The organism is Microbacterium sp. (assembly GCF_036823965.1).
In the GTDB taxonomy this organism is placed as follows: Bacteria; Actinomycetota; Actinomycetes; order Actinomycetales; family Microbacteriaceae; genus Microbacterium.
In genome coordinates, this window is sequence record NZ_DAITBE010000001.1 from 595,047 (window position 1) to 620,665 (window position 25,619).

Annotated in this window: 24 protein-coding genes; 16 read left to right on the plus strand and 8 right to left on the minus strand. The window is 64.5% G+C overall.

Translation table 11 applies throughout. The annotated features are described in order from the left end of the window. Nucleotides 1-154: 154 nt before the first annotated feature. Together V7Z82_RS02915 and V7Z82_RS02920 are read right to left on the minus strand one after the other, a co-directional pair. The gene (locus V7Z82_RS02915) at nt 155-661 is read right to left on the minus strand and encodes a COG4315 family predicted lipoprotein (RefSeq protein ID WP_055944843.1); all 507 of its coding nucleotides are present in this window, start codon (nt 659-661) and stop codon (nt 155-157) included. Between the two features lie 45 nt (nt 662-706). Next, complete coding sequence (locus V7Z82_RS02920; RefSeq protein ID WP_055944841.1) at nt 707-1,855, minus strand: TDT family transporter; 1,149 nt, start codon at nt 1,853-1,855, stop codon at nt 707-709. An 86-nt stretch (nt 1,856-1,941) separates the two neighbouring features. Here V7Z82_RS02920 and V7Z82_RS02925 point away from each other — a divergent pair, with 86 nt between their 5' ends. Next, entirely contained in the window at nt 1,942-2,862 is a 921-nt protein-coding gene (locus V7Z82_RS02925; protein WP_055944839.1) for a LysR family transcriptional regulator, read from the plus strand. Nucleotides 2,863-3,007: 145 nt separating this feature from the next. Beyond that, complete coding sequence (locus V7Z82_RS02930) at nt 3,008-3,466, plus strand: uracil-DNA glycosylase family protein (RefSeq protein ID WP_334147801.1); 459 nt, start codon at nt 3,008-3,010, stop codon at nt 3,464-3,466. A 484-nt stretch (nt 3,467-3,950) separates the two neighbouring features. On the opposite strand, the gene V7Z82_RS02935 is transcribed toward V7Z82_RS02930, so the two are convergent. Then, the gene (locus V7Z82_RS02935) at nt 3,951-5,249 is read right to left on the minus strand and encodes an SAVED domain-containing protein (protein WP_029259151.1); all 1,299 of its coding nucleotides are present in this window, start codon (nt 5,247-5,249) and stop codon (nt 3,951-3,953) included. 171 nt (nt 5,250-5,420) lie between these two features. On the opposite strand from V7Z82_RS02935, the gene V7Z82_RS02940 reads away from it, so the two are divergent. The 3 genes from V7Z82_RS02940 to V7Z82_RS18100 all read left to right on the plus strand — a co-directional run bounded on the left by V7Z82_RS02940 (nt 5,421) and on the right by V7Z82_RS18100 (nt 8,621). Further along, on the plus strand, nt 5,421-6,374 hold the full coding sequence (locus V7Z82_RS02940; protein ID WP_334147804.1) for an SMODS domain-containing nucleotidyltransferase: 954 nt from the start codon (nt 5,421-5,423) through the stop codon (nt 6,372-6,374). Between the two features lie 502 nt (nt 6,375-6,876). Further along, nucleotides 6,877-8,166: a HesA/MoeB/ThiF family protein gene (locus V7Z82_RS02945; protein WP_136053609.1), complete on the plus strand. Its 1,290-nt coding sequence runs from the start codon at nt 6,877-6,879 to the stop codon at nt 8,164-8,166. After that, nucleotides 8,151-8,621, plus strand: a complete 471-nt coding sequence (locus tag V7Z82_RS18100; protein ID WP_081860108.1) for a Mov34/MPN/PAD-1 family protein — start codon at nt 8,151-8,153, stop codon at nt 8,619-8,621. Before V7Z82_RS02945 ends, V7Z82_RS18100 begins: the two co-directional genes overlap by 16 nt. Nucleotides 8,622-8,705: 84 nt before the next feature. Here V7Z82_RS18100 and V7Z82_RS02950 read toward each other — a convergent pair whose 3' ends face one another. Next, entirely contained in the window at nt 8,706-8,990 is a 285-nt protein-coding gene (locus V7Z82_RS02950) for a helix-turn-helix transcriptional regulator (protein ID WP_081860109.1), read from the minus strand. A gap of 600 nt (nt 8,991-9,590) precedes the next feature. On the opposite strand from V7Z82_RS02950, the gene V7Z82_RS02955 reads away from it, so the two are divergent. Continuing rightward, nucleotides 9,591-9,956: a hypothetical protein gene (locus V7Z82_RS02955; protein WP_029259156.1), complete on the plus strand. Its 366-nt coding sequence runs from the start codon at nt 9,591-9,593 to the stop codon at nt 9,954-9,956. An 841-nt stretch (nt 9,957-10,797) separates the two neighbouring features. On the opposite strand, the gene V7Z82_RS02960 is transcribed toward V7Z82_RS02955, so the two are convergent. The 3 genes from V7Z82_RS02960 to V7Z82_RS02970 all read right to left on the minus strand — a co-directional run bounded on the left by V7Z82_RS02960 (nt 10,798) and on the right by V7Z82_RS02970 (nt 16,201). Continuing rightward, the gene (locus tag V7Z82_RS02960; protein ID WP_136037401.1) at nt 10,798-12,891 is read right to left on the minus strand and encodes a hypothetical protein; all 2,094 of its coding nucleotides are present in this window, start codon (nt 12,889-12,891) and stop codon (nt 10,798-10,800) included. Then, nucleotides 12,891-14,336, minus strand: coding sequence for a hypothetical protein (locus tag V7Z82_RS02965; protein WP_136031800.1), 1,446 nt, complete (start codon nt 14,334-14,336; stop codon nt 12,891-12,893). The genes V7Z82_RS02960 and V7Z82_RS02965 overlap by 1 nt, the downstream gene beginning before the upstream one ends. Before the next feature lie 389 nt (nt 14,337-14,725). Further along, nucleotides 14,726-16,201 (minus strand): tyrosine-type recombinase/integrase, encoded by a 1,476-nt coding sequence (locus V7Z82_RS02970; protein ID WP_136053610.1) that lies wholly within the window; start codon nt 16,199-16,201, stop codon nt 14,726-14,728. On the opposite strand from V7Z82_RS02970, the gene V7Z82_RS02975 reads away from it, so the two are divergent. The 3 genes from V7Z82_RS02975 to V7Z82_RS02985 all read left to right on the plus strand — a co-directional run bounded on the left by V7Z82_RS02975 (nt 16,200) and on the right by V7Z82_RS02985 (nt 18,968). Further along, nucleotides 16,200-16,757, plus strand: coding sequence for an ATP-binding protein (locus tag V7Z82_RS02975; protein ID WP_334147815.1), 558 nt, complete (start codon nt 16,200-16,202; stop codon nt 16,755-16,757). The genes V7Z82_RS02970 and V7Z82_RS02975 overlap by 2 nt on opposite strands. Further along, a complete protein-coding gene (gene dprA / locus V7Z82_RS02980) occupies nt 16,754-17,956 on the plus strand; it encodes a DNA-processing protein DprA (RefSeq protein ID WP_334147817.1) in 1,203 nt (400 codons plus the stop codon). The genes V7Z82_RS02975 and dprA overlap by 4 nt, the downstream gene beginning before the upstream one ends. A 109-nt stretch (nt 17,957-18,065) precedes the next feature. After that, nucleotides 18,066-18,968 carry a tyrosine recombinase XerC gene (locus V7Z82_RS02985; RefSeq protein WP_334147819.1) on the plus strand — a complete coding sequence of 301 codons (903 nt, stop codon included), beginning with the start codon at nt 18,066-18,068 and terminating at the stop codon, nt 18,966-18,968. 15 nt (nt 18,969-18,983) lie between these two features. On the opposite strand, the gene V7Z82_RS02990 is transcribed toward V7Z82_RS02985, so the two are convergent. After that, a complete protein-coding gene (locus tag V7Z82_RS02990; RefSeq protein WP_334147821.1) occupies nt 18,984-19,559 on the minus strand; it encodes a murein hydrolase activator EnvC family protein in 576 nt (191 codons plus the stop codon). A 323-nt stretch (nt 19,560-19,882) separates the two neighbouring features. Between V7Z82_RS02990 and rpsB the strand changes: the two genes are divergently transcribed. From rpsB to V7Z82_RS03025, 7 genes are all read left to right on the plus strand, one after another. Then, nucleotides 19,883-20,824 carry a 30S ribosomal protein S2 gene (gene rpsB, locus V7Z82_RS02995; RefSeq protein ID WP_334147823.1) on the plus strand — a complete coding sequence of 314 codons (942 nt, stop codon included), beginning with the start codon at nt 19,883-19,885 and terminating at the stop codon, nt 20,822-20,824. 44 nt (nt 20,825-20,868) lie between these two features. Then, nucleotides 20,869-21,696 (plus strand): translation elongation factor Ts, encoded by an 828-nt coding sequence (gene tsf, locus V7Z82_RS03000; RefSeq protein WP_045280372.1) that lies wholly within the window; start codon nt 20,869-20,871, stop codon nt 21,694-21,696. 94 nt (nt 21,697-21,790) lie between these two features. Beyond that, entirely contained in the window at nt 21,791-22,507 is a 717-nt protein-coding gene (gene pyrH / locus V7Z82_RS03005; protein ID WP_017830711.1) for a UMP kinase, read from the plus strand. 68 nt (nt 22,508-22,575) lie between these two features. Then, nucleotides 22,576-23,130 (plus strand): ribosome recycling factor, encoded by a 555-nt coding sequence (gene frr, locus V7Z82_RS03010; protein ID WP_045280371.1) that lies wholly within the window; start codon nt 22,576-22,578, stop codon nt 23,128-23,130. A 5-nt stretch (nt 23,131-23,135) separates the two neighbouring features. Beyond that, nucleotides 23,136-24,290, plus strand: a complete 1,155-nt coding sequence (locus V7Z82_RS03015) for a phosphatidate cytidylyltransferase (RefSeq protein ID WP_334147833.1) — start codon at nt 23,136-23,138, stop codon at nt 24,288-24,290. Further along, nucleotides 24,290-24,868 carry a DivIVA domain-containing protein gene (locus V7Z82_RS03020; protein ID WP_334147835.1) on the plus strand — a complete coding sequence of 193 codons (579 nt, stop codon included), beginning with the start codon at nt 24,290-24,292 and terminating at the stop codon, nt 24,866-24,868. Before V7Z82_RS03015 ends, V7Z82_RS03020 begins: the two co-directional genes overlap by 1 nt. Nucleotides 24,869-24,934: 66 nt before the next feature. Beyond that, nucleotides 24,935-25,612 carry a transglycosylase SLT domain-containing protein gene (locus V7Z82_RS03025; protein ID WP_334147839.1) on the plus strand — a complete coding sequence of 226 codons (678 nt, stop codon included), beginning with the start codon at nt 24,935-24,937 and terminating at the stop codon, nt 25,610-25,612. Nucleotides 25,613-25,619: the final 7 nt, after the last annotated feature.

The window sequence follows — 25,619 nt, forward strand, 5'->3', positions numbered from 1 at the left end:
CTAGAAGCGGTGGAAGAAAGACACTTTGCGGTAAGACATGTTTCCGGGACAGATGGTGCCCCGGAACTCCGCCACTTCTTCCCGCGGCTCGGGAGAGGTTTCGCGTGCCTCGGAAAGCTTTAGTTAGATGAGGCACAAAGCCAAAGCCTGAATATCAGCCTGCAGCGGGTGTGATTACCTTTTCGCCCGCGGGTGTGAGCGCGTGCCAGGTGCCTTTGACACCTTGTCCTTCGACGTCGCCGGGGGCGGCGTCTTTAGAGAAGGTGTAGATCGGCATGCCATTGACGGTGATCTGTTTGGCACCGTTCACGCCGGTGATCGTGCTTATGGTGCCGGTGATGCCGGTGACGGTCGGGGTAGCTGAGGTGGTGGTGATGGCGGGCCAGGTAGTTGCGCACACGTCGGTGCAGCTGCTGGTTCCGGAATTGGGTACATCGGTGTCGAAGGCGTAGGCGGTGAGTCCTTCGCCGTTGACGATGATCGTGCCGAGGCTGCTTGTCGCGGTTGCAGCGTCCGACTCCGCCACTGTCGGCACAGATGAAGTGGGGATGCTCGATGGTGCCGAGCCTGAGGCCGCGGAGGTATTGCTGGCCGAGCAACCTGCCAGTGCAAGCGTGGCGAATGTGGCTGCCGCAAGGGTGAGGGCAATCTTCGATTTCATCGGGAGGTCTCTTTCAGAGTGAGGTGAGGTGTGGTGCGGGGTGGTTCAGACGGTCTTCGCTGCAGGGGGCATGAAGAGAACGCCGGTGAGGGCGCTGCCGTGGAATGTGCGGACGGCCACGACTGCCCAGGCGGTGAGAAGTGCGGCGAAGGCGAATACGGCGGCGACCTGGAACGCGACTGATCCGGTGTGCAGGGCTACCCCGGTGAGGCCGGTGACGCAGGTACCGACGGGAAAGGTGAACGACCACCATGTCAACGAGAACGGGAGGTGTTCGCGTGCGGTTCGCACGGTGATCGCTAGGGCGAGTGCTGCCCAGAGGGCTGCGAAACCGAGTACGGGTACCCCGTAGATCACGCCGAAGGCCTGAAGGGCGTCGGCGAGGGATGTGGTGGTAGCGAGGTGGGCGTTGCCGCCGAGCAGGTTCACGGCGGTGACGGATTGGCCGAGCGGGCCAAGCACGATCCAGAGCGTCGGAACCATCGCGGCCGCACCGATCTTGTGCGTGGTGAGGCGCGACCAGATGAGGGTGATGACGATGAGAGAAGCGAGGAGGCTGAGGCCGAACATCCCGTAGCAGGCCAGCAGCATGGTGAGCCTGGCCTGGCCCTCGGGCAGGTACGGGATGAGCAGGGCGCCTGTCGACGCAGAGACCATGGGCGGCACGATGGGCATCAGCCAGCCGCCAAACGCGCTGTCGGCCGAGACCGTGAACTTCGTGAAGGTCAGGTACGGCACCGCGACAGCGGTTGCCAGGCCCATGATCGTGCCGAGGGCCCAGAGCACGGCGTCGATGGCGACGGCGGTCTGTTCGCCGAGAACGTCCCGGCCGAGGAGGATGGTTCCGGCCCCGACGGTGAGGAGGGCCATCGCGGGCGCCCCGTAGAAGTGGGCCATGACGGGGTTCAAGTGGTGGGTGCGGGCCGTCTCCCTGTTCGTGACCCAGTGCATGACCGTCGCGGCGGTGAGCGCGACGAGCAGCACGCTGGCGATGACCCACACCACTGTCGCCGCAGCGCGAAGGCCGGCGAACTGCAGGGGGAGGGTGGCGGCGGCGTTGGCTACGATTCCTGTGCCCATGACCGACGCGTACCAGTTCGGCGTGATGTTCCGGAACATGTGCATCGGGTGTTCGAGCTCGCGCATAAGCATCCGTGACGGGGTGGCGGGTCGGACGGCCTGGGCGGTTGACATGCTTCAACCCTCCTCTTCGCGGGGCGACCGCAGAAGACCGTTAGGCTTGTGGGGTCACAAGCAGAGCTTGTGGGAACGGGACGATCGTGAGCGACTTCGAACTGCCTGATCTGAAAAGTCTGCAGACTCTCGCGGCCGTGGCAGAGTTCGGCAGTCTCACGTCTGCTAGCACGAACCTCGGGGTGACCCAGCAGGCGGTCTCCTCGCGCATCCGCGCCCTGGAAGTCCGCACCGGATCCGAGCTCGTGACCCGGTCGGCCCGTGGTTCCCAGTTGACCGAGGCGGGCATGCTGGTGGCCGGTTGGGCGCAGGATGTGCTGGATGCTGCCGACCGGTTCGAGGTGGCGGTCAGAGCTCTCCGAGACGCACGTCATTTGCAGCTGCGGGTCGGCGCGAGTCTGACGGTCGCCGAGCACCTCATGCCGGAGTGGTTGGTTGCGTTCCAGGCGGGGAGCGGGCATCCGGCTGCCGTCGATCTGGCCGTGGCGAATAGTCGTAGTGTTGTTGAGCAGGTGCGCGCGGGTGCCCGCGACATCGGGTTCATCGAGACCCCCGACGTGCCTTCCGACCTCGAATCGCGGGTCATCGGGTTCGACGAGCTTGTTGTCGTGGTCGGGGTGAACCATCCATGGGCGCGGCGTCGACGCGCGGTCAGCGCAGCAGAGCTCGCCTCGACCGCCCTGGTGGTCCGTGAAGAGGGTTCCGGCACGAGGCGCACGCTCGAACTCGCCCTCGGAGCGCTCGAGTCACCGCTGGTTCCGGATGCTCCCGCTTTGGTGTTGCCAACAACGACCGCGATCCGTTCCACCGCCGCCTCGGGTAGTGCGCCCGCGGTGCTGAGCTCACTCGCCATCCGCGACGACGTGACGCTCGGTCGCCTCGTTCGGGTTCGTATTGCGGGACTGGCGCTGAAGCGTCCGCTCACGGCGGTGTGGGCGCGCAGCACAACCGGCCTGCCGGAGAACGCCGAGCGACTGCTTCTGATCGCCCGGACGCATGCACGCTGAAACGACAGGGGTCGCGGGGAGAGCATCGAAGCTTGATCGCCTGGAAGAACCGCATGTGGCAGCCCTGAACGCACTCGTTCGACGGCTGCGCACAGCCGACCACGGCTCCCGGGTAGTGCCATGGGTCGACCCCGACAGTGGTGGAGTGCAAGCACGAGTGCTGGTGCTCTTCGAGAGCCCGGCGAATCTGACGGCGAGCGCCAACTCTTCGGCTTTCAGTTCAGAAGACAACGTGAACCCTACGTCGCGGTCATTCAAAGCCGCGCGTCTAGAGGCTGGAATGTCGCGTGGCGACTACGTGCGGTGGAACGTGGTCCCTTGGCCACTGTTCGACGCAGCCGGCGGGCGCCGCGTACCCAACGCCGACGACCTCAACGACGCGCAACCTGCTCTTGCTGCCATCATCGCTTTGATGCCGAGCCTGACCTCGATCGTGACGTTTGGTGCGACAGCGCTGACCGGGATCATGCGGTACTACACCCTGCATGCTCAACCGGTCATCGTGCCCGTGTTGGCGGCGCCGCACCCATCACCCGCGAACGGGCACCGGCGGGCCGAGAACCACGTGCGCGCGGTCAACGCGCTGCGCCGATCACTTCGCTGAGTCGACGCCATCGGGTCTGCTGACGATTCGGTTTCTGTCGTCGCGCGGCGCGCGGAGATACCCAACGCGGACGCCCTCGCCCGCTCGAGATGTCTTCAACCAATGCGTGTCAAAACGCATGCGATCCAAAACAGCCCGACTCCTGATCCCCGCCACCGAGCGACCACAGAACACCGCCCTGTACCGATCAACTCCACAGCCGACGGCACGACACGCCGGTCTCGCGCCTGCCGAAACCCCCTGCCGGAACCTGTTGCGCCGAAACGGTCCGCCCGACGTTTTAGGCAGGGTGAGACTGAAATTCGGTTACCGACGTTTCGTGAGACAGCCGGCTGCTCCATGCACGCTGAGCTGAGCCGCGGTGTCTCTGTGTAGCTGGCAGTAGTGCCATCGGGCCGCTTCGCCAAAAGTCTCGGTTCCAGACCCGGTCACGGCCCGTGGGATGACTGCCCGGCAGTGAAAGAGAGTCAGGCCGAGGGCGAGGTCACGCCGTGCATGCTTCGAGCAGCACAGCAGTGATGGGGCCAGATGAGGAATTTGCGCGCACCGCGACGCACGGAACGTATCGCGGCCGAGCGTCGCTGCTCGCCTCGTCGTCACTGTTGTCCCATTCGAACACGCGGAGCCGCAGGGTGTTGCAGAGTCGACCGATGAGTACGGCGAGCCCAAAAGGCAGAGCGAGGAGCAGGTCTACTTGAGCGTTGCCGTATGTCGCCGAAAGCTGGCGGATCAGACCAGCGACTTCGGAAGCTATTGCTCCTGCGCGAGCCGGGTCGATGAGGCCACGCTCGTGGAGTCGGATGACCGCGTAGGCATCAAGTTCTTCTCCGTGCTCGGCGAGGTAGCGGTCGAACGCCGCGTCACTTTGCGTGGGGAGAAGATCGACATACACCGCGACAGTTGGACGTGTGCCCTGTGGGGCTGGCTCCTCTGATTTCGTGGCAGTGAACTGGAGCGTTGGCGCTGACGGGACAGCCGCTTCTTCTCCGCTGGCCCAGATTGCATCGCGTTGATCGACGACCTCGAGATGGCCAATCCTTGCCGAAGGCAGGGCGATTCCTAGCGCGAAAGCGATCGACAGGTGTGCGCCACCCGTTATGCGTACTGCCCGAGCGCCTGTCCTGGTGATCGCATCTGGCAACAGTGTGAGGCTGCGACGGAGGTCCTCCAGTCCGGCCGAGTCCGGAAGCGTTTCGTGACTCGACCGGCGTACACGTATGTCGAGCTGGGCGCCAGTACGGTCGTAGACCTGGCCGATGTTTCGAGTCTGAATCGAGAGGTCGAATCGCCCATTGTTTTCCACCAAAGGGCGATGTTGCGCCATGCGATGTGCAACTGCCTTTCCGACGAGTGAAAGCAGTCCCTCCGGGCTTGTACCACTTTGATCTACACCCTTCAGGTCATCCTTCACTCGGCCCAAGAGCCGATCGGGAGCGCTGTAGTCAAGCGACGCAGATGATTCCTTTGCGACGTCGTTGGCGATCAGGAGTTGGAATCGGGCGTCAGACCGATGGAGGTCGATCAGCTTCGGCGCTTCGATGCCTCGAACGATCGCACTGTTCGCGATGTCCTCGGTGATGACAAACACCGCGCCCGACAGGCCATCGCCGATTGCTTCGGCCAGCCTCTCCGCAGTGTCCCCAGGGGGGAGGTCATCCTTGTCCCGCCAGACTGGAATGCCAGCGGCGCGTAGCAGCCAGGCGAGATTCGCCACGATCTCAGCCCCGTCGTTGTGTCGATAGGAAAGAAACAACGGACCGAGTACGTCGACACTCGTGCTCATTTTGATACTCCTGATCGCCTCTGCTCCGGGTATGTGACGAGTATGCAACGGAAGTCCGACGCCCGCGCCGCAATCCGCCCGGACGGCCGCGTGTCGGAGGCCCGGACTATCCTGATGACTACGCAGACCGGACGGAGTCGTCGCATCTGCCCAAGGTCACTGGGAGGCTTCATGGCAGTGCTGGATTCGTTCGACTCGTTGCAGGCTGAGATCGACGCGGACGTGGAGATTGTGCAGCTCGCAAGAGAGCGTCGAGACGTTTTCAAGACCGCTCTCAGCACAGCGCCTGATGTGAAGCTGGTCTGGGGGTCTGGATCTCTGGCCCGGAGCACGCAGCTGCAACCAGTGCACGATGTCGACCTGGTCGTCGAGTTCGACCCCGATCAGCATCCAGAGTGGGGCCAGCCTGGGAAGTCGGCCGAAGATGCAATCGAACGATGCCGCGATCTCGTCCACGAGCTGCTGTCTAGCGAGAGCGGATCACACGCGCAGCTCGTACGGCAGGTCAACACCGCAAACCGCAATCGAGCAGCAAAATGCTTCATCGACCCGCCCGGATCAGACGATGCGTTCACCGTCGATGTAATGCCGGCCCTACGTCGTTCGGATGGGATACTTATCCCTTTCAAGAGAGAAGAGCGATGGTCTCTGGCTGACCCCGAGTACCTCATCAACGAAGTCGCGGCGCGCCAACGTGAGTGGCCTCAGTTCCGGCCACTGGTGCGGGTACTGAAGTACTGGGCAAGGCAGCACAAACAGGACACCGGTCGGGTGAAATCGCTCGTGATGGAGGTTCTCGCTCTCGAATGTCTTTCTCAAGCGAACCGCCCAGAAGCCCTCAAGAATTTCTTCATCGAGGCCTCGAATCATGATCTCGTGATCGAAGACCCGGCGGAGCTATCTGGCTTGATTCAACCGGATCTCGATACTGCTGGCCTGCGCCGCGCCCTCGAAGACTCGGCTGCGTCAGCGTCTGCAGCGGTGAAAGCGGTCGCGAACAACGATCAACCCACCGCCACGCGACTTTGGCAGAGTATTTTCGGCGAGGCTTTCCCGCTCGTGCTGCCCCCGACCGGTGAACCCGACCCAGGCCCGCGTCCGATCAAGGACTCTCCCCAGGGATGATGCTCGCTACACGCACCTGGTGGGAAGATGACCCGCTCCGACTCGAGCAGGAGAAGATGGATGTGCGAGGCGTCGCACCTCTGCTCCAATGGACACCGGAAGGACCCGGATACTTCGAAGGCCCGTTGCCTCTCTGGCCCTTCGCGAGGCCTGCGCCCGCCGAGATAAGTGATCTGGTCGATCCATTCGTTGTGCGGGTCGAGTACACTCACGCGTTCCCGGCGGCGCCGCCCCAGGTTGTTCCGCTCATTCCGCAGCCAGCTCAGAACCTCCGAGGCTTCACGCAATTTCATGTGCTCCCGAGCGGGCGACTATGCCTGATTCGCGACGCTGATCAGTGGTACCCCTGGTCTCAGACCAGCGAACTGCTGCGGAAGGCTTCCGGGTGGGCAATCGAATTCGCACTCTTGGAGAAGCGAACGATCGCAGAGATGACGACCAGCGGGATCGCGCATGACGATTGCCTAGACTCGATCATCGAGAAGGCCGTCGAGGAGTCTCGTTGACGATCGGAGAAGACTGGCTGGTTCTCCTGCCCTCGGAAGCGCAAGAAGTCATCGAGAACGGGCATGGGTGGGGCAATCTGACGTGTCGGCTTTCTGGTCCCGATCGAGCGGCGTTGGTCGTCGCGCTCTCAAACGAAGGATCAGATCGCGTCCCGGTCATCACCGACCCCGGGCATTTCCTGATGAGTGCCGACTTCCACCCAGCCGGCCACTGGTACTCGGTCACGCAAGAAATCGTGGTCGTGGAGTATTTCCTGACGAGGCAATCCGGCAGCCTGACGTTCGAAGAGTTCAAGCGCATTGTGCCCAGGGCCCTCGAGCCTTCCCCCGGAAAGTGGTCGATCGCCGTAACTTATTGCCCCGAACCCCCGGAGATCGTGGACGGGCAACCGCGACCGGCTTGGTCAGCCTGGATGGTTTCCGAATCCGTCGTGCGTCCGATTGCGCTAGACATCCACAACGGGCAAGAACTCCTCAGTGCGCTTGACGGGTACTGGCCGATCCGACAGCTCTCGCAGACGCGGGTCTTGCTACTGGGCGCAGGAAGTATCGGTGGCGCCGTTGCGGAGGCACTTGCCAGCTACGGCGTTGGTCAGATCGACGCTGTCGATCCAGATCGGTTCCTGTTCCACAACGTGCCGCGACACGTCCTCACGACCGCTCGCGTGGGCATGAACAAGGTGGATGCACTCGCGCAGACGATTGGAGCCAACTGGCCGGAATGCGGATTCGTTGCGTGGCCAATCGACCTCGTCGTCAACGCCGACGTCGTCCGACCATTGCTCGATGCCGCGGACATAGTCATCTGCACCGTTGACGGCGTGGAGCCGAGACGCGTTGCGAACTACCTTGCCCGCAGAGCTGGGAAGCCGATCGTTCTCGCTTGCGTACTGGGCGACGGGCGATACGGCGAGATCCTCCGGATCCGTCCCCTACCAGAGGTTGGGTGCCTTGAATGCCAGAGACGACGCCTCCAAGAGGCGGGACGCATAGATCTTGAGACCACGCTCGACCGTGGGTACGGCACCGGCACTCGCCACAACCCCATGACCGCCGTCGGCGGTGATCTCCACCTCATCGGTCAACTTGCGGCGAAGATCGCGGTCGCCACCCTACTGCGGCGGCAAGGTGAACTCGATCAGACGCTCGTCGACGACAACCTTGTGATCGCACTACGACCGGCCCCCGAGTATCCCAGCCCGTTCAACGCGACGCGAATGCTCGATCAGACCTGGTATCCCGCTGGGCGACCCTACGATGATTGCCCAGCATGCAGTCCGACGTGACAATCGAGATCGAGGCAGCAGCGATCGAGTTCATCGGACGGACGATCCGAGCAGGCGATCCTCGGTATGAAACGGGCGGAGCGCTATTCGGTCCATCTGACGGCAGTCGCGTCCTGCACGCCGCCGGTCCAGGTCCAAAGGCTCTCCACGGCGCTCGGCTTTTCCGTCGCGATCTCGCGCACACGCAGGAGATTGCGGAGCAGCTATATCGATCTGATGGGTCACATTGGATTGGTGAATGGCACACCCACGTAGACGTTCCACCAGTACCCAGCGAGGTCGACCTCGAAACCTACGTGAGGCACGTCACCGATCCTGACCTGCAATTCGGCCGTTTCGTAGCACTCATCGTTTCACTCAGCGGCACAGTTCCGACGCTTGCCACGTGGTCAGTGGAGCACCGAGGAGCTCACATTTTCTTGGTGGCAGGCGGGGCACGGCCGATCGTTCTCTGACGGCGACGCAGCCGCAAAACTGTGCTTCGGGGCGGGACATCAAGCTTCGAGTTCGGTGCCGCTGGTTATGACCGCGGATCGGTCTCATCGGCTCCGAAGATCGGGGACTGAGTCGGGGAGGAGACGATCAAGAGGTACCTCGAGTACTTGAGATAATGCGAGCAGGGTCCGAAGCGTGGGGTTGATCGGAGCGCCGGGGCGAGACTCGCCCTTCTCATACTTCTGATACGTGTACCGGGTCAGGCCAGCGCGATAGGCCACGTCTTCTTGACTGAGGTTCGCGCGGTCCCGAGCGGAGCGAAGCGATGTGGCCAGACGCTGGGCGTAGATTCGCCAGGCAGCTTCGACCTGCTCATTTCGCCTTGACACTTACTCAGACTGCTGAGTGGCGCACTCCCGTACGGCCTATTCTGTATGGCATAATTTCGGAGGCCATACGAAACAATCATGTCTCCGTCGGATTGCTCCGCTGTTCCTTGCACGTGTGCTGCCCATCCCGATGACAGGCGGTCGTGCCGCGGGAGAGGCCCGTGCATACGACCGCAGAGGTGGTGGCCTGAGCATGCATACGTCGTACCCGGTCTGGTGGAAAGACATTGAGGCCCCTCCGCCCGTCGAGTGGGTGTACATCTTTGAGGAATTCACTGGGGCTGAGAGCGCCGAGGAGTGGGCACTCGCTGCTGCGATCTTCGTGGCGCAAACCCGCCGACGCACTGCTGCCGGACCTACGTTTGCTGAGTTGTTCGTGCATCTGCTGCCCGATACGGACGGGATACCGGGCCCTCTGCCCGCTGGGCTGGAGTTCATGGAGAGGCGACGCGTTGTCGCAGGATTCCGTGGGCTCGCTGCGATCGAATGGCGACGGCGAGGGATGATTAGCTTTGACAAAGGGGTGATGCGGAGCCTACGTGTCGGACGCGAGTTTCGGGTCCACTCGCGACGCCGACAACTCGCACGTCTGGAGCAACAATGACCGCGAACTTCCCGCCGAGCCTTGAGAGCGTCGTCGACCGCTTCGCAGCGGACTGGCCCGCGATCATCGATGTGAACCCTGGGTGGTATCCGCTGATTGCCGCGCTCGACTCCCGCCTCGCGGCTATTGCCCCCGCGTACTCCGTCTTCCAGGTGAAGTCGAAATTCGGCTCCCTCAGCTTTTTCGCGGCCGCCTCTGAGGACCCAGAAGAGTACGACGAGGAGTTCAACGAGACGATTCGAGCCGCGGAGTGGGAGAGCATCGTGACTTGTGAGGAGTGCGGGGCACCCGCTCGCCAGTACGCGATTCACCTATGGACGTGGACGTTGTGCGCTGAGCACGCGGCCGAAAAGGCCCGTTGAATGTGTCCCGCAACGGTTGCTGCAGCATGAGTCAAGAACATCTCCGACTTCGTCACCGCGACTCAGGCTGTTCATCGACCTCAGCCGCCACGATTGATCGCAGCCGAGCGCCGGGCGATCGCCGAGGTTCGAAGTCAGCGGGGGCAGTGGCAATACTCGGATGGTCGATCGGCGAACTTTGGCCCGGGAAGTGAGTCCGAGTTCCGCGATGCGTGCTCGCCTCGGACGGTCTCGAGGTTGGACGGCTGCCGCATGAGATCAGGTCGACACAGATTCTGGTCAGACATAGCCAGATCTAGGGGTTTATAGGGATGTATACGGAAACGCTATACATCCCTATAAGTCTCAGGATTCCAGCGAGTGTGGGACGACGTTGCCGCGACGATGGTCCTCTCAAGGCGATTTGCCATGACTGCGACGCGGAGGCGACCAACATTGCGCTCGCGTGGGCGGACGTTCGCCGTTATCTCATCTCTCCCTTATGTGAACGATTGAGCTCTCGGTTTGGAGACGCTCGCGAAGTACGCGATTCTCAAGCGTGAGCCGCTGCACTTGCGCGGCTGACGCGGCGACCAGGGAGGCCAGCTCTGAGACGCGTTCACGAAGGCGGGCCTCAGTTTCATTGCGTCTTTCTTGATCGGCGGGGCGGGGCGCAGTTCCTGTTCGCGTGCGCTGACGGCGCTTGTCTGCGACGGACTGAGCTATCTCAGGGAAGTGGCGCCAAAAGGTGCTGTTGGCCAGGCCGACATGTTGCGCGAGTCGGCGAACCGTGAGGGGCGAATCGGACTCGTGTCCTGAGAGTTCCTGAATGGCCGTTTGGACCTGTTCAATCGTTGGAAGGTTAACTCGTCGAGTCATCGGGATCTCCGTTCAGGCGGCTGAGGATACGTGCTCGTCGTTGCCGTAGGCGGTCGATGAGTAGTGGAGGCAAAGCAGGGCGCTGCATGAGGTCGGCGTCGATTTGGAGGATCTCCAATCGCCAGGCGGAGAGGTTGTCTTCGGTCAACGCCACGTTTTGACAGGTGAGTGGCTGGCACGTCTCCAGGTCCGGGCCGTCCGGTGTCATCTGACATTGTGCCTTCGATGCATCGAAGATGCATGTCACGTAATGGCCCGGGTAGACCTGTGGTCCTCTCGACTTTAGAAGTCGGAGAAAACGGCGGGGATCCGTTTGCACAGTGCCTGCGTATACACCGTTCGAGCTGAACTCTGACAGCCTTGCGTGAGCTTCGTCGGCTGCCGGTCCGGCGAGTTGGAGATGATCAGTTCGCTCGATCATCGCCAAGAGGTGCTCGCCGCGTGCGAGTGCCTGTTCGGCTTCGACTTCCGCCCGAAAGCCAGAGTCGCTCGTGCCCGCGTACCCCTCGAACATTTGGATGCTGTGGTGCCGGTAGGCGATTGCGCCGGCGATTGCGCCTCCAGGACGGCGCGCGATGTACCAGGCGAGGGTCCGCCGAAACTGACGTGTGGTGAGACGCCACGGTTCGTCGTTGTGGTTGGGAATGCCGTCCTCGCGGTTGTGCACTCGGCAGTAACCGTTCACCCAGTCTCGAAAGCGATTCAGGGCGAGGTTCGTCCCGGCGACTGTTAGAACTTCGTTGGAGTTGCGTGCGCCGGATCCTCGACCCGGCCCTGTCCCAAGTGGGATGAACAGCCATGGGCCCGGCGACCCAGATGCTTCAGTTAAACGCCCGAGAACCCTAATCGCACGAGCGGCGGGTTCTCCGATAGTCCACATCGCGGGCACTCCCGCGACCTCTTCCTCGCCCTTGAATGCGAGGCTGTGGGCGAACCAGCGCATCGGAGTGCCCTGCGAGTCGGTGACGCACTCAGCGGCATCGGTTTGCAAGTGCTTGATCTCGCTGTCACGCATCCCGGACAGGAAAGCAATCACGATGTAGCAAGCCGTCTGCAGCAGGCTGGACATCCTTGATAGCGAGTCGACCTCGTGCGGGTTGGTTCGAAACCCCAGGATCCATGGCCGGCCGTCTAGTCGACCATTGATCCGTTGGTCCAAGTCCGCATATTCGGAAACACCTAGGGTTGCGGCGAGTTCAGCGATTTTGGTTGCGAAGGGGCTCAACGCGAGGGGGTTGCAACCGGCGGCGCGCGCGATCGCGGACATGTTGGGTCGGCCTGCGCTTCCGGGAAGTGGACGTCGAGCGGCTTCTGCTGCTGCAAGGTAGGCGCGAACGAGGCTCGGAGCCTGTCCCCAAGCAACTTTCTGACGTCGATGCGGGTCCTCGCCCACTCTCGACCTCGCTTTCCGGGCGTGCCAGAGAGCGGTGGCGTCGATGATGTCCTGCGAGAAGTCGTCGACGAAGCGAGTTGCCCAAACCAACAACGGCGCGTGGACGGCTTCGGGGATCCGCGAAGTGGCGTTCTCGGTGCGCTTTCCGGGATAGGGCTCGATCGACCAGAACGCGGTGAGGCGCGGATCGAATCCCAGCGCCCTGGCTCCGAGCGTGGATCGGTAACGCCAGAGATAGGCCACGGCAGTGCGCAACGCGTGCCGCTGCCACGGTGACCGAACGTTTGCGATGAGGTAAGTCTGATAGTCGTCGAGGTCGTGGGGCCGCAGGTCGGAAATCATCATCCCGGGGCGGAACGTGCTGAGCCAGTCGCTGAGGTGACGGATGCGATTCTGCATTGACAGAATCGTCTGGATGCCCGGCCGATCCTCGTGGGTCGGGATCTCACCAGAGAGGGCTGCGTAGCAGACCAGCTTGATCTCAAGTCGGTGCTCCGCAGGGATAGTTCCGAAGTGCAGGCTTTGAGAGCGTCCGCTTCGTTGCAATACGGCGACACCTACGGGCCAGACGTCGTCACTGAACCTTGCAGTCTGCGCGAGTGCCGCACCCTGAATCAGTGGGCGCCCGTGGAGAACGTACGGGTCGTCGGCCACCTCTGAAGGTAGTGCGTGGGCGTTGGACATCACGAATGCTCCCATCGTGGATCAACGAGATCTAGGAGGCGATCGCCTTGCTTGTGGTCTGTCGCTTCTTGAACCTCGCCCTCGGTGAATCGGGGAAGGACATCGTGACGGATCGCCGTCCAGCTTGGACCGTAGCGTCGCCACCAAGCATCGCTCGTCATGTGTGCGCGACGAGATTCGAGTCCTTCAAGGAGTGAGAGCAAGTTCGGGAGGTGGTCGCCCGTAATCACGCTGTTCGCGCAGCTGAAGCAGTCAAGGAAGGATTGAGAGCAGCGGCGTCCGGTCAAGGGATGGTGGGCATGATCTCGACACGCCGACCACGGCCCCTCGTCTAGTACGGAAGAGCCGGCGCTCGACGAAACCGCGGCGACAGGCATCGAAGTTGGGCGCACGTCGAGGCGTTGACGTCCGCTCGCCTGAAGAGCCTTCAGGTGGGCAGACCAGGCTGACCGTTCTGCGTCTGCGACGGCATCGGCCATGACACCGCGGGCCCAGTCAATGGTCGACGGGTCGCCTGATAGATAGTTGCGAAACAGCACAGGAACTGTGTTCGAGCGCGTAGCAGACGGCAGATGCCCACCTACTGCACGCGTGCGACGAACGTCGACGCTCTTCTTGAGCCTCGGAAAGCTCAGGGGCAGGTCATGCCCTGGAAAATGAGGAGAGTCTCCGGTGCCACGCGGCTCGTCGTTGCGGATTTGGTCCGAACTCTTGTCTGCGTGTAGGCCGTGTTTCCTGACCCAGTCCCGATTGCTCACCTCCGTGTTCAGGGCGGCCCCGAAAGGGTTGCCGACACGATCAGGTCCAGAGCGACCGGCCCCAAGCCATACGGCCCAGTAGGGGCTGTCAGCCACGAGCGATCTAGCTGGCTCCATAAGGCGGAGCATAAGGAGGTACAGCCCGCCAGGTGTGCGGAGTTCCTGGCCTGGCTTTCCGATTTCCCAGGTGGCCGAGTTGTGCCATCTGCCGGGGCCTCGTCGGCGCTTGAGCAAGCTGACCTCTACTGCGACGTCTTCGATGACGCGGTGACTGGTGGTCAGTTCTTTGATCGTCTCGACGTTCCATCCTGTCGTACTCACGAACAACGTCAGCAGAGGGATCAAGTCTCGCCTGGTGACGAAGACCTGTTCGCCCAACCGTCGACGGTGAGCCATCCGATCGAGGAAGGGAACCCCGTCGGCCGATATGCTGCCTGTCGCCAAGGCTTGCGCAATGGCTGGAGCGTCGTCGTCGGAGACACGTCGATCCAACCGATCGCGCAAAGATGCGACGTCCTGACGAGCGGCGGCGATAATCGACCGTAGTTCGCGGTCCGAGTATCCCGGAGCGAACGAGCGCGTGTTGCGCGTTCGCGGCCGGAATTTCTCGCGAAGGTCTTCTCCTATATCCACGGCGAAAGGGGGCAGATCGAGCAGCGTTCCGACGGCATGAAGGTGCTTCGTCACGGTCTGACGATTTGATGTCGCCTCAAGGCTTTCACGGAACCCGTCGAAGTGCCTCGGACGTAGCCGCTTGGGAGTCAAGGGCGGGTCGACGGAGCAGCTCAGGAAATGCACGAATCGCGACAGTATCGTCCAACCTCCCATGGCTGAAGAAAGAGTACGGAGACCTCCCGCTGGCCCCACTCGTTGGGCCCAACTCTCCGCCAAAGCAGGATGCCATCCCGGCAATGGCAGGGCGCCGATGTCGAACTCCCACCGTCGTCCGTCCTCGCCAACGAAGCGGACGATCGGTGACTCCGTGGCGGAGCGGGGATCCTCGCGGCTGTAGTGGCTAGACGGCAGTGAGGCTGGACGACCCACGCCAGTCGATCCGCGGCGACTCGTCGGGCCGTTCATGCGTTTTCCTGAGCAATAAGAACTGGATTGCTCGAGTCTTCCCATTCATCTGGGATGAGCTTCATCCGCGTCGTCATCTCGAGGTCTGCGAGAGTGTGCAAGTAGATCTGAGTGGTCTCGATGCTCCGGTGGCCAAGTCTGCGGCGCACCCAATCTAAGGGGTCTCCGAATACGCGCACGTACTCTCCACGTTGGTCCAAGTTCAAGGACCGAAGCGCCGCTATGTGCCCCCGCTGGAGGTGTTCCAGAGTGATGACCGCGAAGGAGTGGCGGAGCGTATGCGCGCTCGCATGCAGAGCGACCCGGTTCCTCGCGCAACGGGCGTTGGCCTGGCTGAAGATGTGTTTCCAACTCGAAACCGACATCGGGTCTCCGGATTCCGAAAGCCACAGCAAGGCTGGTTCTAGCGCGTCGCCGCGATCGACAAATGTGCGTCGGCGTTCCTCTGGGGTCAGCAGGTTTGTACCAATGCGATGCCCTGATCCGACCGCTCGCGCGTGCCGTCTGTCGGCGTCCAGGATGAAACTGTCCGGCGGTATGCGATGTCCACCAGAGGCTCGAAAGCGCTCGAGAGCCTCGCTTCGATCCGTCTCGACGTACTCGTGGAGCGAACGCAAAACACTCGATGGAATGTAGATCCACCGCGAGGATCCGCCTTTGGCCACAGACGCCGGTAAAAAATACCGGTGGTAACCGCTCGCCCGCGCTACGGCGGGCAACTCAAACGTAAACAGGCTCGCTTGTTCCGCCAGCCGCAACCCAGTGCGGACCAACATGTCAGCGAAGGTGGCGTTACGCGTGGCCCAGCGGCCTCGGAACTCCTGATCTCGTTGACCATCAGGTCTGTAACCGCGGAGGCCAATGTCCCGCCAGCGGCGATACGACGAAGACGGGAGCCAATCCAGCCTGTCGCGGCGCGCGCCATGAGACCGCGTCGCAGGGGCTGTTCCCCCATCTAGGAGGTGCCCGGCGCGTTGGCGGAACGCTCGACGCTGACGTTGCGGAATCGGGTTTTCCAGTATCGAGCCTCGGGCAACCTGCCAGGCGTAGTAGCGATTGACCGCGGCGACCTCTCGGTCCCACGTAGATGCTCCAACACGTGGTCCGTCCGGATCCTCCCGTCGCCACCCGAAATAGGCTTCGTGATCCTCCGGCGTCGCATCACGCCAGTTCTTTCCGCCGCGGTTCACATGAAGGAAGTTCAAGAATGCCGCCAGGTTGCTTGCGTAGCCAACCCGTGTCGACATCCTCGAGCCAAGCATATTTGCGGAGTGGAAGAAGTCGTTCAGTTCCGCGTCGTACTCGAAATCCGGGCTCACCAGGTAAGGCGTACCCACTGGGATGTGAGGTAGGGCACGTTGCAATAGACGCGCAATCATGTCCTCAGCATCTGAGTCTGTGCCGCCCTCGGTGCGGACCTGCTTGAACTGTCGCCAGCGTCTAGTGCTCGCGGTGAGCGGGGGATCGTCCATGCCCCCAGCCAAACCTTCGGGGCAACGCCAGGACACTAGACACGCGGCAAAGTACGTTCAAAAGCTCGCGATGAACCCCTGTCCGTGCGGGAACCACGGAGTGCGAGGTGCCGAGTGCATGTGTCCGCCGATGGCGATCCGCCGCTACGCGACCCGACTGTCCGGGCCGCTGCGTGACCGAGTGGACATCGACCTCCAGGTCGCCCGAGTGGCCGCTCGGACGGCCACGGCGGGGAGTGCGGCTCGCACGTCGACCGCTGATGCCGCGACTCGGGTGCTGGCGGCGCGCGCACGGGCCGCCGAACGCTGGAGTGGGACGCCGTGGCGTCGGAACGCGGAGATCCCCGGCACGTGGATGCGCCAGGGCGCGCTCCGGCTCAGCGCCGCAGACCGCGCGCCCCTGGATCGAGCCCTCGAACGCGGACTGCTCACGCTCCGCGGGTACGACCGAGTGCTGCGCTTGGCATGGACCATGGCGGATCTTGCGGAGCGCGAGCGGCCGGGACTCGAGGAGGTCGGTCGTGCCCTGCACCTGCGCCGGGGGTGGACACCGTGATCGACGAACTGTTGCAGGATGCTGCTGTCGTCGCGGCTGCGTCCAGCGTGCGCGCCGACGGCTCCGAACCGGCCGACGCGATCGCCAGGGCAGCGTGGAGCGTGATCGCTGAACCTGGCGACGGCGTCGCCGGGACGCTCATCAGCCAGGTCGGGGCCGTGGAGGCGATGCGCTTCGCGCTCGACGATCGTCTGCGGAGCGGGTCCGCCGGCGGTGTGTCGTTCCCGCGCGCGGATCGTGCGCTCAAGGAGGCCAGGGATCGATGGCGTCTTCGCGCATCGACACACGGCGTCCGCGATGCACTCGAGGGTGCGCGCGACGTGGGCGCGACGCTGCTGCTGCCCGGCGACGTGAGCTGGCCGACGTCGCTCGACGATCTCGGCGCGAACGCGCCGAGCGCCCTCTGGGTGCGGGGCGATGCGAGGCTGCTCGCACCAGGCCCGCATCTCTCGATCGTCGGCGCGCGGGCATCGAGCAGCTACGGCGAGCTGATCGCCGCCGAGATCAGCGGTGACCTCGCGGATTCCGGAACGGTGATCGTGTCCGGGGGAGCGTACGGCATCGACGGAGCGGTCCATCGCGCGGCGCTGGGCGTCGACGGCTCGACGGTCGCCTTTCTGGCAGGCGGGGTCGATCGGGCATATCCCGCTGGGCACGCGTCGTTGTTCCGCCGCATCGCCGAGCAGGGAGCGGTCGTGAGTGAGCTGCCCTGCGGTGCGGCGCCGACGAAGTGGCGGTTCCTGGCGAGGAATCGGCTGATCGCTGCGCTCGGGGACGCCACGGTCGTGGTCGAGGCCGGATGGCGGAGCGGATCGCTCAACACCGCAGGGCACGCGTCGACGCTCGGGCGTCCACTCGGTGCGGTGCCGGGGCCTGTGACGTCTGCCGCTTCAGCCGGCTGCCATCGGTTGCTCCGTGAGTACGATGCGGTGTGTGTGACGTCCTCCGCCGATGTCCGCGAGCTGTGCGGGCACGGGGACGCCTCCGGTGCGACCGCTCGAGCTGACGACCCGCGACAGGTGAGGCTGCTCGACGCGATGAGTGCTCGCACCGCCGTGACATCCGCTGAGCTCTCGCGACGATCTGGTCTCGCGAAGGACACAGTCAGCTCGATGCTCGGTCTCCTCGAACTGGACGGCGTCGTGGAGCGGGCGGGGGAAGGGTGGCGGCGCGTCGGCGCGAAGCACTCGAGTGGATAGAGCGCGTTGCCCACAGTGGTCGACCACGAGGAGAGATCTGCGAGCTGCTCGATCGGCGGCGGCGGCGAGGCATCCTGCCAGGACAGACGATCGGCGGCATGCTGAAGCAATGGACCTCGGGCACGCCGCACAGGCATTCGTCGAGCACTTGGAGCAGGTGCGTCGGCTGTCTCCGGCGACCGCACGAGCGTATCGTTCGGATCTGCGTGACCTGCACGCCGCAGCCGGTGACATCGATCTCGATGCGGTCGATCTCGAGACGCTGCGGGACTGGCTCTGGAGGGCCACGCAACGCGGTGATGCACGATCCACGCTCGCAAGGCGGGCCGCGGCCGCACGCTCGTTCTTCAGCTGGGCGCACGAGAACGAGCTCATCGAGCACGACCCGAGCCTTCGGCTGATCGCTCCGAAGCGCGGCCGATCCCTGCCGACGGTCGCCTCGCGCGATGCGATGGCCGGGTTGCTCGACGCGCACCGGGATGCCGCCGCGTCCGGCGATCCCATCGCGCTCCGCGACCACGCGATACTCGAGCTGCTGTACGGCTCAGGCATCCGAGTCTCGGAACTGTGCGGACTCGACGTCGACGATCTCGACCTCGACCGCGGTACAGCGCGAGTGCTCGGCAAGGGCGCGAAGGAACGGGTCGTTCCCTTCGGTGCACCAGCCCGGGACGCCGTGTCGGCCTATCTCACCCGCGGACGGACCGCGCTCATCGCTCGCGCGGTGTCAGCGACGCCCGGCCTGTTCCTCGGCGCACGCGGCGCCCGGATCGGACCCCGCGCCGTCTACGAGCTCGTGGCGCGCGTGCTCTCGCCCCTGGTCGGCGAGGACACCGTCGGTCCGCACGCGCTGCGGCATACCGCGGCCACGCATCTCCTTGACGGTGGAGCCGATCTTCGGGCGGTGCAGGAGATCCTGGGCCACGCGAGCCTCGGCACCACCCAGATCTACACGCACGTGTCGGCGGAGCGCCTCACCGCCACCTACCGGCTGGCGCACCCGAGGGCGTGAGCTTTCGCGCCCGACTCACCGACAGCAGGGCAGCAGGACGGCTCGGGGAACGTCGCCGAACAGCAGCAGCGGATTGATGTACACCCCATCCAGACGCACGCCGAGGTGCATCGCTGCCGGTTCGGTGTGGCTGCCGGTCGCGACGGCGCCGATCGCATCGCCCGCGACGACTGAGTCCCCGGGTTGCAATGAGGAATCCACGGGCTCGAACGTCGTGACCAGGCCACCATCGTGCTCGATCGTGAGCAACGGACGATCGACGACGGTGCCGCGGAACGCGACGATGCCCGGCGCAGGCGCGACGACGACCGAACCGATCGCCGCCTCGATGTCGATGCCGCGGTGACCGGCGCCGTACGCGTGTGCCGGTGCACGGAAGGGTTCGAGCACCACCCGGGTGCCCGGCGTCGGCCATGTCCAGCGCGCGGAGGGAGCATCGGCATCGGCAGGCTCAGGCGAATCGGCAGGCTCAGGCGCATCGGTGGGCGCACGCACATGCGCGGGGGCAGCAGCCGCGTCGGCCGACGACGAAGCGGCGAAGGCGATCAGGAGCAGCCCGAGGACGCCGAGCACGCGCAGAGGAATCGTCATTCGGGCATCCTGACCGTCCACGCAGGCATCGGGCGCTCGGAGCGAGATCGCGCGCAGGAAGCGGGGGAGAGCCTCTGAGACAGCGGCCATGTGCAGGCAGAGTGCCGCCGCATGCAGGCAGTGCGGGCCGCCGCATCCTGTATGCTGGAGGAGCACCTCGAATTCGGGGTGACTACGCGTGCCCAGAGCGACTCCGGTCGCGGCATCCACTCCCTCAGGTCCTTCGTGAGAAGGCGGGTGTGCGCCGGGCACCAGGAAGTCCGATCCTCCGATCGGCTTGACAACCTCAACGGCGCATGACGCGCCAGAACAAGGAGACGACCATGGCTGTGGTCACCATCCGCCAGCTGCTCGACAGCGGCGTGCACTTCGGACACCAGACTCGCCGGTGGAACCCGAAGGTGAAGCGCTTCATCCTCACCGAGCGCAGCGGCATCCACATCATCGACCTGCAGCAGTCGCTCGGCTACATCGACAAGGCCTACGACTTCGTCAAGGAGACCGTCGCCCACGGTGGCACGATCCTCTTCGTCGGCACCAAGAAGCAGGCGCAGGAGATCCTCGCCGAGCAGGCGACGCGCGTCGGCCAGCCCTTCGTGAACCAGCGCTGGCTCGGTGGACTCCTCACCAACTTCCAGACGATCTCCAAGCGTCTCGCACGCATGAAGGAGCTCGAGGAGCTCGACTACGAGGTCCCCGCGAACAGCGGCTTCACGAAGAAGGAGCTCCTGCTCAAGAAGCGCGAGCTCGACAAGCTGCACAAGTCGCTCGGCGGTATCCGCAACCTCACGAAGACGCCTTCGGCCATCTGGGTCGTCGACGCCAAGCGTGAGCACCTCGCGATCGACGAGGCCAAGAAGCTCGGCATCCCCGTGATCGGCATCCTCGACACGAACGCCGACCCGGACGACTTCCAGTACCCGATCCCCGGCAACGACGACGCGATCCGCTCCGTCTCGCTGCTGACGCGCATCATCGCCGACGCCGCTGCCGAGGGCCTGCAGCAGAAGCACAACCCGGAGTCGGGCGACGCAGAGCCGCTGGCCGAGTGGGAGAAGGAGCTTCTCGAGACCCCCGTCCAGGAGTCCGCTGACGCCGCCGCTGTCGAGCCGGCCGCCGACGAGGCTGCTGTCGTCGAGACGCCCGCCGCCGACGAGACCGCTGCTGACGAGGCCGGTGCCGAGGCGCACGACGAGGCCATCGCCGCTGCTTCCGGTCAGGAGACCGCTGAGGTCGCCGCAGCCGAGGCCGCAGACGCCAAGTAATCCCCTCGTACACACATTTAGAACCAAGCAAGGAGCCACCACACATGGCCAACTTCACCATCGCCGACCTCAAGGCGCTGCGTGAGCAGCTCGGAACCGGAATGGTCGACACCAAGAAGGCGCTCGAGGAGGCTGACGGCGACGTCCAGAAGGCCACCGAGATCCTGCGTCTCAAGGGTGCCAAGGGCAACGCGAAGCGTGCCGACCGTTCCACCAGCGAGGGACTGATCGTCGCTCGTGAGCAGGACGGCGCTGTGACGCTGATCGAGCTCGCCTGCGAGACGGACTTCGTCGCCAAGAACGACCGCTTCATCACGCTGGCCGAGAAGGTCGCCGACGCGGTGTCCGCCATCAAGGCCGACTCCGTCGAAGCAGGCCTTGCCGCCGAGGCAGGCAGCCAGACCGTCGAGCAGCTGATCTCGGAAGAGGCAGCCATCATCGGCGAGAAGGTCGAACTGCGTCGTGTGCGCACGGTGACCGGCGACAAGGTCGAGGTCTACCTGCACCGCACGAGCAAGGACCTGCCGCCGCAGATCGGTGTCGTCGTCGCCTACACGGGTGACGACGCCGAGACCGCTCGCAGCATCGCGCAGCACATCTCGTTCGCCAACCCGTCGTACCTGTCCCGTGAGGACGTGCCGACCGAGGCTGTCGAGAAGGAGCGCGAGATCGTCACCGAGATCTCCCGCAACGAGGGCAAGCCGGAAGCGGCTCTCCCGAAGATCGTCGAAGGTCGCGTGTCCGCGTTCATCAAGCAGGTCGCCCTGCTCGAGCAGGACTATGCGAAGGACAACAAGCTCTCTGTCGCCCAGGTGGCGAAGGACGCCGGTATCACCGTGACGGACTTCGCGCGCTTCAAGGTCGGCGCGTAGCAGAGTCGAAGGGGTTCGGATCGTCGAGATCCGAACCCCTTCTTCATGCCCACAAGGCACTATCTTGAATCGGGACGAGAGGACACCCCCTGATATGACTGAACGAACCGGACGCCGCCGCGTCCTTCTCAAGCTCTCCGGTGAGGCTTTCGGAGCCGGTCAGCTGGGGGTCAGCCCCGACGTCGTCTCCCAGATCGCACGTGACATCGCAGCAGCGGTCGACCGCGTCGAGGTCGCCATCGTCGTCGGCGGCGGCAACTTCTTCCGCGGGGCCGAGCTCAGCCAGCGCGGCATGGACCGCGGACGCGCCGACTACATGGGCATGCTGGGCACCGTCATGAACGCCCTCGCCCTGCAGGACTTCCTCGAGCAGGCCGGCGCCGCCACCCGCGTGCAGTCTGCCATCTCGATGACTCAGGTCGCCGAGCCGTACATCCCGCGCCGGGCCGAGCGTCACCTCGAGAAGGGTCGCGTCGTGATCTTCGGTGCGGGCGCAGGTCTCCCGTACTTCTCCACCGACACGGTCGCCGCGCAGCGTGCACTCGAGATCGGCGCGGATGAGGTGCTCGTCGCCAAGAACGGCGTCGATGCGATCTACACCGCCGACCCGAACAAGCACGCCGACGCTGAGCGCATCGAGCGGGTCACCTACCGCGATGCGCTGCAGCGCGGTCTCAAGGTCGTCGACTCCACCGCTTTCAGCCTGTGCATGGACAACAGCATGGACATGCGCGTCTTCGGCATGGAACCGGCGGGCAATGTCACCCGTGCGCTCCTCGGCGAGCCGATCGGCACACTCGTCACCGCCTGAGCGTGTGACACGGCGGAGATGACTTCGCCCGATAGAATTTGCAGAACACCCCGACGATAGGAGTCACCGTGATCGCGGACGTCCTCGCTGAAACCACCACTCGTATGAACCGGGCGGTCGAAGCTGCCAAGGAGGACTTCTCCACGGTGCGCACCGGTCGTGCGAACCCGCAGCTCTTCCAGAAGGTGCTCGTCGACTACTACGGCACGCCGACGCCGATCGGGCAGCTCGCCTCCATGGCGAACCAGGAAGCCCGTACGCTCATCATCACGCCCTACGACAAGTCGGCGCTGAAGGCCATCGAGCAGGCCATCCGCGACATGCCGAACCTCGGGGCGAACCCGACCAACGACGGCAATCTGGTGCGCGTGACGATGCCCGAACTCACGGCCGATCGTCGCAAGGAGTACGTGAAGCTCGTCAAGACCAAAGCAGAGGACGCGAAGGTGCACGTGCGTGGCATCCGCCGCAAGTCCAAGGACGAGCTGGACGCGCTGAAGAGCGAGCTGGGCGAAGACGAGATCGCCCGTGGCGAGAAGGAGCTCGATGCTCTGACCCGCCAGCACGTCGACCTCATCGACGACGCGCTCAAGCGCAAAGAGGCCGAACTCCTCGAGGTGTAATGGCGATGTCCGACGACACGCGAGACGCCGAGGAGGGCAAGCCGGCGCGAGGAGACTCGCGCCAGCAGGCCGTCCCCGACGCGGGTGCGCCGCTGGCTGACGCGGCGTTCCCTGGGTTCGACACCACCAGCATCCCGCCGCGTCCTCCGATGCCGGCGAGCGCCGTGAACGGCGGTGGCGTCGAAGGACCCGCGATCGACCTGCTCGACACAGCGGATCACAACGCGATCCGCGAGCAATGGCGGGCTGCCCGTGACGAGCTCGGAACGCACGTGTCGTATGCCCGGGATCAGCTCGATCAGGCGAACGAGCGGATCAAGGAGCGGACCGGACGCGACCTCATCCTCGCCATCCTGATCGGCCTGGCCTTCGGGGCAGCGCTGCTCGGCTCGCTCCTGTTCATCAAGATCCTGTTCGTTCCCTTCGCCCTCGCGGCTGCGCTGCTCGGCGTGTGGGAACTGTCCCGCGCGCTGCGATCCGCTGGTCGTCGCGTCGACGTCGTCCCGCAGCTGATCGCTGCCACACTGCTCGTGCTCTCGGCGTACTTCGCCGAGATCTGGCTGTGTTGGATCATGCTGTTCCTGGCCGTCGCGTTCGTGATCGTCTGGCGTCTGATGTCGCAGATGATCGAGAAGGACGGCCGCACGTACGGCGACGTCCTGGCGGATGCGATCGTCGGCGGATTCGTGCAGATCTACGTCCCGTTCCTCGCCGGCGTGGCGCTGATCCTGCTGAAGCAGGAGGGCGGCCAGTGGTGGGTGCTCGGATTCATCGCCGTCGCCGTCGCGGCTGACACCGGTGCATACGCGGCAGGTCTGGCGTTCGGTCGTCATCCGATGGCTCCGAAGATCAGCCCCAAGAAGACCTGGGAGGGCTTCGCCGGCGCGGTCGCAGCATCCTTGATCGCCGGCGTCCTGCTCGCCCTGTTCCTGCTCGATCTGCCGTGGTGGATGGGGCTCGTGTTCGGGGCATCGATCCTGCTGACGGCGACGCTCGGCGACCTCGGCGAGTCGATGCTGAAGCGCGACATCGGCATCAAGGACATGAGCTCCTGGCTCCCCGGCCACGGCGGCCTGCTCGACCGGCTGGACAGCATCCTGCCGTCGACGATTCCCGCCCTGGCTCTCTATTTCCTCTTCTCACCCTGGGTGGTGTTGTGATGACCGAACGATCACTCGACGAGACCGAACCGCAGGCGCCTCCGGCGTTCGCGCTCACGAGCGGACGGACGCTGGGATACCACCGCGCCGCGGTGGACACGTTCCTCGCGTCTGCACGACGGGAGTTCGAGACCGGGGGAGAGCAGCTCGACGCCGCCGACGTCAGGACGGCATCGTTCCCTCTCGTGAAGAACGGCTACGTCGTCAGCGATGTCGATGCGGCGCTCGGCCGCGTGGAGGACGCTTTCGCCGCCCGCGAACGGGAACGAGTCGTCCGCACCCGTGGTGCCGGTGCATGGGTCGAGGAGGCGCGCGAGGATGCGCAGGTGATCCTCGATCACCTGACCCGCCCGCGTCGCCACCGGTTCGCGCGAACCGGGGTGCTGACCTTCGGGTACCGGATCGACGAGGTCGACCACGTGACCACGAGGATCCTTCGCTACCTGCGCGACGGCGAGCCGCTCTCCGCCGAGCAGCTGCGCTCAGCGGCCTTCCGAATGCAGCGCGGTGGGTACCGTGAGGAGCAGGTGGATGCCCTGCTCGACGCGACCATCGACGTCATCCTGGCAGTGCGTTGACCGCTCCCATGGCCGTCTCAGGCGGCAGTGCGTAGACTGTCCTTCATCGTGAACTCCCGAAACGACATGACTCCTGAACGAAGCGATGCCGCGCTGGTGCCGACAGCGATGGCTCGTCCGTCGCGCTCCGGCACCCGCCGCTGGTCACGCCGGCGCGGCGTGGTCGGCGTCTTCGCGTCTCTCGCCGTCGTCGGATTCGCCGGCGCGATCGTCGCTCCGACCGGTATCGCGCTGGCAGATCCGGTCTCGCCCGATTCACCGGAGTCCGCGTACTCCGCCGCGCTCGAGGACACGCAGAATCTGACCGTGACCGTGGAGGGCGCCGACATCGCGCCCATCGCGCGAGGCACCTTCGAGGTCTATGTGACCCCGAAGCCGACGCCGCCGCCCGAGCCCGCTTCGACCACGAAGAAGTCGAACTCGGGCACCAGCACCGGCGGAGGCGGACCGCTCTTCTACACGGGCGGAGGCGCGCCCGCCGAGTGGATGTCTGCAGCCGGCATCGCGGCCGCGGATCAGGGATACGTCGACTACATCGTGTCGCGTGAGAGCGGCTGGAACCCGAACGCCACCAACAAGTCCTCCGGTGCGTGCGGTCTGGTCCAGGCGCTTCCGTGCAGCAAGGTGCCTGGGAATGGCTACGACCCGGTCGACAACCTTCGCTGGGCGACCGGCTACGCCACCGGGCGATACGGCAGCTGGGCCGGCGCGTACAACTTCTGGACCAACAACCACTGGTGGTGAGCCGGTG